The organism is Kitasatospora sp. NPDC024654 (genome assembly GCF_055559155.1).
Genome location: NZ_JBVHLF010000076.1, coordinates 1 through 6,788 on the forward strand (window position 1 = coordinate 1; position 6,788 = coordinate 6,788).

The following is a 6,788-nucleotide window of genomic DNA, read 5'->3' on the forward strand; positions in this document are numbered from 1 at the left end:
CCCCCCCCCCCCCCCCCCCCCCCCCCCCCCCCCCCCCCCCCCCCCCCCCCCCCCCCCCCCCCCCCCCCCCCCCCCCCCCCCCCCCCGCCGCCGTTTCAACCCTGGCGCCGATCACCCTGCGCCACCGGATCCGTACCGTCGTAGAGGTCAGCACCCCCTCTTCCAGCCGGGATGGAGAACTTCCGATGGCCGGGCTTTCCAACATCGTCATCATCATCGCCGCGGTCGTGTTCGTGCTCGCCCGCCAGATGCGGGCCCGCCGGATCGACACCGAGCGCCGCTTCTGGCTCCTGCCGGTGATCCTCGCCGTGGTCGCGCTGCGTGACCCGAGCCTGATCGACCCGCACCACAAGGCCGCCGCTGTCGGGCTGCTGGTGGTGGGGATCCTGATCGAGATCGCGATGGGCTCGGTCTGGGGCTGGACCGTCCGGGTCTGGCGGGATGCTGACGGTACCGTGTGGGCCAAGGGCAGCAAGGCCGCGCTGGCCGCCTGGGTCGGCATGATCGCGCTGCGGGTCGGCCTGTTCGCGGTGGCCGCCGCGCTCGGCGTCCACCAGGGGACCAACGACCTGCTGCTCGCGCTGGCGGCGCTGCTCCTGGTCCGCGGCGCCGTGGTGAACTGGAGGGCCCAGAACCTGGAAGGCGGCCCGCGCCGGGCCACCGTGCTCGGCTGAGCCGGGCCGGCCGTGGAGGGAATGTACGTGCCACTGGAGTACTGGACCCGCTGGCCGCAGGAGCCGCCCCTGGACCGGAGGAACTCCTCCTGGGCCGGGGCGCTGCTGTCCGTCGTCGGGCGTTTGGCGCTGTTGGGCTCGGTCGTCTGGGGGACGTACGCCGGGAGCCAGCACTCGGCGGCGACCGCGGTCGTCGCGGCGGTACTGATCATCTCGGCGGGGGCGATCTTCTACGGTCTCTTCGTGGCCTCGCGGCGGCACTGGCCGCGGGCGGCCCTGGGCTGCATCATCGGACTGCTGGTGGTCAGTTGGGCGGCCCAGCAGACCCACGGGGTGCTGCTGGCGAACGTGATCTGGTGCGCGATGTCGGTGATCGTGCTGCTCCGGCTGCCGCTGACGCTGGCCGTGCCGGCCACCCTGATGGCCCTGGCCTCGTACAGCACGACCACCCGCGACTCCCCGCTGGGCACCGTGCTCACCGTGGTCGGTCTGCTGTTGCTCGGCTACCTGTTGCGGCTGGACGGCGAGGCGCGGGCGACCGCCCGGCTGCTGCTGGCCCAGCAGCTGGCCGCGAAGGCGGCCGAGGCGGAGTCGGCGGCGCTGGCCGAGCGGGCCCGGATCGCCCGGGAGATCCACGACGTGCTGGCGCACAGCCTCTCCGCGCAGCTGGTGCACCTGGAGGCGGCGCGGCTGATGCTGGACGGCGGGGCCGATCGCGGGCAGATCCGGGAACGAGTGGTGGCGGCCCGGCGGATGGCCCAGGACGGGCTGGCCGAGACCCGGCAGGCGCTCTCCGCGCTGCGCGGCGAGTTCGTCCCGGTCGGGGACTACCTGGTGCAGCTCGTACGGGACGAGAACGCCGTGCTGACCGTGGAGGGAACCCCGCGGCCGCTCGCCGCCGAGGCCGGGCTGGCCGTCCGGCGGACCGCGCAGGAGGCGCTCACCAACGTCCGCAAGCACGCGTCCGGCGGCGGTTGCACGGTCCTGCTGCGCTACCTGCCGGAGGAGGTGGAGCTGGAGGTCCGCAACGTCCGCGGGCCGCGCGGTGAGGTGTCGGCCGAGTTGGCCGGCAGCGGTAGCGGGTACGGTCTGCTGGGAATGCGTGAACGCGCGGAACTGCTCGGCGGCAGCCTGCTGGCGGGCCCGGACGACGGAGGATGGCGCGTGCTGCTGCGGGTGCCGGCATGAGCGAGCGGCCGACGGGCGGGGCGGAGCAGCCGACCCGGGTGCTGGTGGCGGACGACCAGACCGTGGTGCGGGAGGGGATCGTGATGCTGCTGGGGCTGCTGCCCGGCATCGAGGTGGTCGGGGCGGCGGCCGACGGCGAGGAGGCGGTCCAGCTGGTCGCCGAACGGGCCCCGGACGTCGTGCTGATGGACCTGCGGATGCCGCGCTGCGACGGGGTGGAGGCCACCCGTCGGATCCGTGGCGAGCACCCGGCGACCGAGGTGGTGGTGCTGACCACCTACGCCGACGACGACTCGCTCTTCCCGGCGCTGCAGGCCGGCGCCCGGGGGTACCTGACCAAGGACGCGGGGGCGGAGGAGATCGCCCGGGCCATCGCGGCCGTCCGTTCCGGGGCGGCCGGACTCTCCCCGCAGGTGCAGCGCCGGCTGCTGGAACGGCTCGCCGCGCCAGCCCCGGAACCGGCGCGGCCCCCGGCGCGGTCGGCCCAACAGCCCCTCCCGGACGGCCTGACGGCCCGGGAGGCGGAAGTACTGGCGCTGATCGCCGAGGGGTTGTCGAACACCGAGATCGCGGCGGAGCTCTTCGTCAGCCCGGCCACGGTGAAAACTCATATCAATAATCTCTTCGCGAAGACCGCGGTCAGGGATCGTGCACAGGCGGTCAGTTATGCGTTCCGACACGGGATTTCCCGGAGTGAACAGCACGGCTGATCTCGCCTCAATGGGTGAAAAATCCGGCTGGGTGCCATATCTCCGATTCTGACCCGCCATCATGGTGCCGTCAGGGCACCGTCGGTACGCCGAATGGATCTTCGGGGCGGGTCGTCCGGAGTGCTCGCGGTGCCGCTATCCCGACGCCCACCGCTCGGTGGTGCATCCCGGGCAGGAGCAGCTTTGGCACAGCAGCAAGTCACCGGACCGGTCGGTCGGCCGTCCCGTTCGAGCCAGTGGTTCGACCGGTGGTCCGTCCCCAATGGGGCCGTGGGGCCGGGTCGTCGAGCCGCTCGCGGGCGGGCGGCGGCGGAGCACACCGTCACGGTGAGTCCCATCGTTCCGGCACCGCGGCAGGCGGAGCCGCCACCGGACCCGGCCGCCGCCGAGGTCTACCGGGCGGTGCAGCAGAGCGCCACCTTCCAGGAGATCCGGCGCAGCTACCGCAGGTTCGTCTTCCCCGCCACCGCGGTCTTCCTCGGCTGGTACCTCCTCTACGTGACCGCGCAGGCGATCGCGCCCGATCTGATGCGCAGCCGCCTCGCCGGGCCGTTCAGCGTTGCCTGGCTGCTCGGCCTGCTGCAGTTCGTCTCGACCTTCGTGATCACTTTGCTCTACGCCCGCAATGCCCGCATCAAGCGCGACCGAGCCGCTCTCGGGCTGCGCTGGGACACCCAGGACCAGCTGCGATGAACCTGACCGAGCCCCACCCACCCGTTCCCGGCCACCCGGCGCTCGCGCCGGCCGGCGGTCAGCACCACGAGCTGGCGGTCGTGCTCTTCGCGCTGGTGGTCGTGGTGACCCTGGCGATCACCGTCTGGGTCGGCCGCCGCGGCCAGGCCACCGAGGACTTCTACGCCGGCGGCCGCGACTTCGGCCCGTTGCAGAACGGCATCGCGCTCTCCGGCGACTACCTCTCGGCCGCCTCGTTCCTCGGGGTGACCGGCCTGATCGCGCTCTACGGCTACGACGGCGTGCTCTACAGCATCGGCTTCCTGGTGGCCTGGCTGGTGGTCCTGATGTGGGTCGCCGAGCTGGTCCGCAACACCGGCCGCTACACGCTGGCCGACGTGCTGACCACCCGGATGCGGCAGCGTCCGGTCCGGGCCGCGGCCGGCAGCGCCAGTGTGGTGGTGACCCTGCTCTACCTGATCGCCCAGATGGTCGGTGCGGGCAGTCTGGTCGCCCTGCTGCTCGGCACCACCGGGGCGGCGGCCAAGACCTGGACTATCGTCGCGGTCGGCGCCCTGATGGTCATCTACGTCACGGTCGGCGGGATGCGGGCCACCACCTGGATCCAGATCGTCAAGGCGATGATGCTGATGACCGGGGCGGTGCTGCTCACCGGCTGGGTGCTGGTCCGCTTCCACGGCGACGTCGCCGGCCTGATGGAGGCGGCGGCCCGGGGCAGCGGCGCCGGTTCCCGGTACCTCGAGCCGGGCCTGAAGTACGGCGGGACCGCCACCGAGCGGCTCGACTTCGTCAGTCTCGGCCTGGCCCTGGTGCTCGGCACGGCCGGCCTGCCGCACATCCTGTCCCGCTTCTACACCGTGCCCACCGCACGGGCCGCCCGGCGGTCCACGGTCTGGGCCATCGGGCTGGTCGGCTGCTTCTACCTGATGACCGTGGTGCTGGGGCTGGGGGCGACCGCGCTGGTCGGCTCCAAGGCGGTGAAGGCCGCCAACTCGGCCGGGAACACCGCCGTTCCGCTGCTCGCGTTCAAGCTCGGCGGCGGCGACGGCAGTACCGGGGGAGCCCTGCTCTTCGCGATCACCTCGGCCATCGCCTTCGCCACCATCCTCGCCGTGGTGGCCGGGCTGACCCTGGCCTCCTCGGTCTCCTTCGCCCACGACCTCTACGCCGAAGCGTTCCGCCGCGCGGACCGGCCAGCGGTGAGCGACCGTCAGGAGGTGGTGGTGGCCCGGTTGGCAGCGGTGGTGATCGGCGGCACGGCGATCGTGCTCAGTCTGTTCGCCCAGCGGCTCAACGTCGCCTTCCTGGTCAGTCTGGCGTTCGCGGTGGCGGCCTCGGCCAACCTGCCCACCCTGCTCTACAACCTCTTCTGGCGCCGGTTCACCACCCGGGGGGCCTGCTGGGCGACCTACGGCGGCCTGGTGCCGGCCCTGGTCCTGGTGCTCTTCTCCCCGGTGGTCTCCGGCAGCAAGACCGCGATGTTCCCGGGCGTGGACTTCCACTGGTTCCCGCTGGAGAACCCCGGTCTGATCTCCATCCCGCTGGGCTTCCTGGCCGGTTGGGTGGGCACGGTCAGTGGCGAGGAGCAGGCTGACGCGGACAAGTTCGCCGAGCTGGAGGTCCGTTCGCTGACCGGCGCCGGGGCGGTCTGAGCGGGCACCGGCACGGCAAACGGTCCCCGGCGGCGCCTGCTGCCGGGGACCGTCCGCGCGCGGGGGAGTCAGGGGCGGCCGAGGTGGGTGGGGTGGTAGCCCTTGACGATCTTCGAGATCCGGACCTTCGTACCCTGGTGCGCCGCCTCGACGTAGCGGTCCCCGCCCAGGTAGATGGCGACGTGGTGGATGCCGCGGGCGCTGCCGTCCGAGGACCAGAACAGCAGGTCGCCGCGGCGGAGTTGGCCCGGCCCGAGGTGGGTGGTCGCCTCGTACTGGTCGTTGGCGATCCGCGGCAGCCTGATGCCCGCCCGGCGGTAGGACTGCTGGACCAGGCCCGAACAGTCGTAGCCGTTCGGGCCGTTGCCGCCCATCACGAACGGCTTGCCGACCTGGGTCAGTGCGAACGTCACGGCCGCCTCGGTGTTCCGGTGCGAACTCGTCCCGGCGGCGGGGGCGGTGGACTCGTCATCGGCGGCAGCCGGAGTGGTGTCGTCGATGGCCGGCGCGGTCTGGCCGGTGTCTGCGCCGCCGGGGGTGGGGCCGTCGGTGCCGGGGGTGGTGTCGTCGGTGTCGGGTGCGCTGGTCCCGTCCAGCTGGTGGTGGCCGGGCACGGGCTCCGCGTACGCGCTCCCGGCACCGCCGAGGAGGATCGAGCCCGCGCCCACGACTATCGCGGTGGCCAGTGCGACGCCGTACCGCAGCCGGGCGACACCGGGCAGCACGGTCCGATGGGGTGTCGTATCCATGCGGTCACGCTAGGCAGTCGTCACCGGGAGTCGCCGCGTGGCCTCCGCCGAACGGACGACTCACCCTCGGTAAGGACCGTCCAGCGGTTGCACTCCGCGGACCTCCATCCGGCTCGGCGTGCCGGGGGCCTTTTCACAGCTCTCCGGGCGGGCCGGCACGCTCCTCCGCTGGACCACCTCGACCCACCAGCCCCGGCCGTCGGCGTGCTCCACCCGGCACTCCCAGCGGTCCTCGGCCAGGGCCCGCTGGCTGACGGTCAGCGCGTCCGCCGTGGTGTCGCCGGTCAGCTCGCGCACCGCCTGCTCGGCCGCCTGGCCGGGCCGGTCCCAGCAGGAACGCCCGCGCGACCACTGCGGCACGGTGTGCCCGGCGGCGGTCGCCGCCAGCACCTCCTTGGCCGTGGCCTCGCCGAGCCGGCCATAGGCGTAGCCGTACGGGAGGACCAGCATGGTCGGCGCGAACCGGTGCCCGCCCAGGTGGGTGACCTCCCAGACCTCGCTGTGCCCGGCCACCGCCAGCTCGGCCGCCAGCGGCCGTCCGAGCAGCGCGCAGCAGCGGTCCCGGCGGCCGTTGGTGCAGACCAGCGCCAGCGGGCCGCCGGTGTGCGGGACTCCGAAGCCGCCGTGCTCGCCGGCCCCGGCGGCGGCCAGGTCCAGTGTCAGCAGCTCGGCGGGGTCGGTCAGTTCGGCGCGGCGCACCCAGGAGCGGCCGGGGCGGGTGTGGGCCAGCACGACCTGGTGCCCGGCGAGCGGGAGGTTGTCGGCGTGCCGCCCGGGCCGGCGGATCAGCGCCGGTCGGACACCGGTCCCCGCGCAGGCCGCGTCCAGCGCCCGGCCCAGCTCGGTGTCGAGGTGGCTCCCGGTCAGCGCCTTCGCACCCCACGGCCCGGGCTGCTCCAGCAGCAGCCAGGTCGCGGCGGTCGCCGCGGTGGCGGCCAGTGGCTCGTCGAGTTCGCTCGACGCACTGCTACAGGTGATCACCTCGGGCACCCTACCGTGCGCCCCGGAACGGCGGGGGGGGGGGGGGGGGGGGGGGGGCCCCCCCCCCCCCCCCCCCCTCTCCCCCCCCCCCCCTCCCCGCCCCCCTGGACCAACTTTCGTCCCCCCCACCGCTCCTCTCCT

General features: G+C 73.5%; 8 protein-coding genes (1 of these 8 running past the window's edge). 5 read left to right on the forward strand and 3 right to left on the reverse strand.

From position 1 onward, the window contains the following. The first annotated feature begins 185 nt into the window (after positions 1-185). The 5 genes from ACZ38L_RS30860 (at position 186) to ACZ38L_RS30880 (ending at position 4,917) form a co-directional block, all read left to right on the forward strand. Positions 186-674, forward strand: coding sequence for a DUF1453 domain-containing protein (locus tag ACZ38L_RS30860; RefSeq protein WP_465699445.1), 489 nt, complete (start codon positions 186-188; stop codon positions 672-674). 21 nt (positions 675-695) lie between these two features. After that, a complete protein-coding gene (locus tag ACZ38L_RS30865; protein ID WP_465699447.1) occupies positions 696-1,862 on the forward strand; it encodes a sensor histidine kinase in 1,167 nt (388 codons plus the stop codon). Then, positions 1,859-2,572: a response regulator transcription factor gene (locus tag ACZ38L_RS30870; protein WP_465699449.1), complete on the forward strand. Its 714-nt coding sequence runs from the start codon at positions 1,859-1,861 to the stop codon at positions 2,570-2,572. The genes ACZ38L_RS30865 and ACZ38L_RS30870 overlap by 4 nt, the downstream gene beginning before the upstream one ends. Before the next feature lie 327 nt (positions 2,573-2,899). Beyond that, positions 2,900-3,265: a DUF485 domain-containing protein gene (locus tag ACZ38L_RS30875; protein ID WP_465699451.1), complete on the forward strand. Its 366-nt coding sequence runs from the start codon at positions 2,900-2,902 to the stop codon at positions 3,263-3,265. Next, positions 3,262-4,917 (forward strand): solute symporter family protein, encoded by a 1,656-nt coding sequence (locus ACZ38L_RS30880; RefSeq protein WP_465699453.1) that lies wholly within the window; start codon positions 3,262-3,264, stop codon positions 4,915-4,917. The genes ACZ38L_RS30875 and ACZ38L_RS30880 overlap by 4 nt, the downstream gene beginning before the upstream one ends. A gap of 68 nt (positions 4,918-4,985) precedes the next feature. Here ACZ38L_RS30880 and ACZ38L_RS30885 read toward each other — a convergent pair whose 3' ends face one another. The 3 genes in view from ACZ38L_RS30885 to ACZ38L_RS30895 are tightly spaced (at most 60 nt apart) and all read right to left on the reverse strand, a layout consistent with a single transcriptional unit that may run on beyond the window. Beyond that, positions 4,986-5,666, reverse strand: a complete 681-nt coding sequence (locus ACZ38L_RS30885; RefSeq protein WP_465699455.1) for a C40 family peptidase — start codon at positions 5,664-5,666, stop codon at positions 4,986-4,988. Between the two features lie 60 nt (positions 5,667-5,726). Further along, positions 5,727-6,647, reverse strand: coding sequence for a sucrase ferredoxin (locus ACZ38L_RS30890; protein WP_465699457.1), 921 nt, complete (start codon positions 6,645-6,647; stop codon positions 5,727-5,729). Beyond that, on the reverse strand, positions 6,644-6,788 hold the end of the coding sequence (locus ACZ38L_RS30895; protein WP_465699459.1) for a DNA gyrase/topoisomerase IV subunit A. 2,342 nt of this gene lie beyond the right edge of the window; 145 of the gene's 2,487 nt are visible here — the last part of the coding sequence; the start codon falls outside the window, past its right edge; it ends in the stop codon at positions 6,644-6,646. The genes ACZ38L_RS30890 and ACZ38L_RS30895 overlap by 4 nt, the downstream gene beginning before the upstream one ends.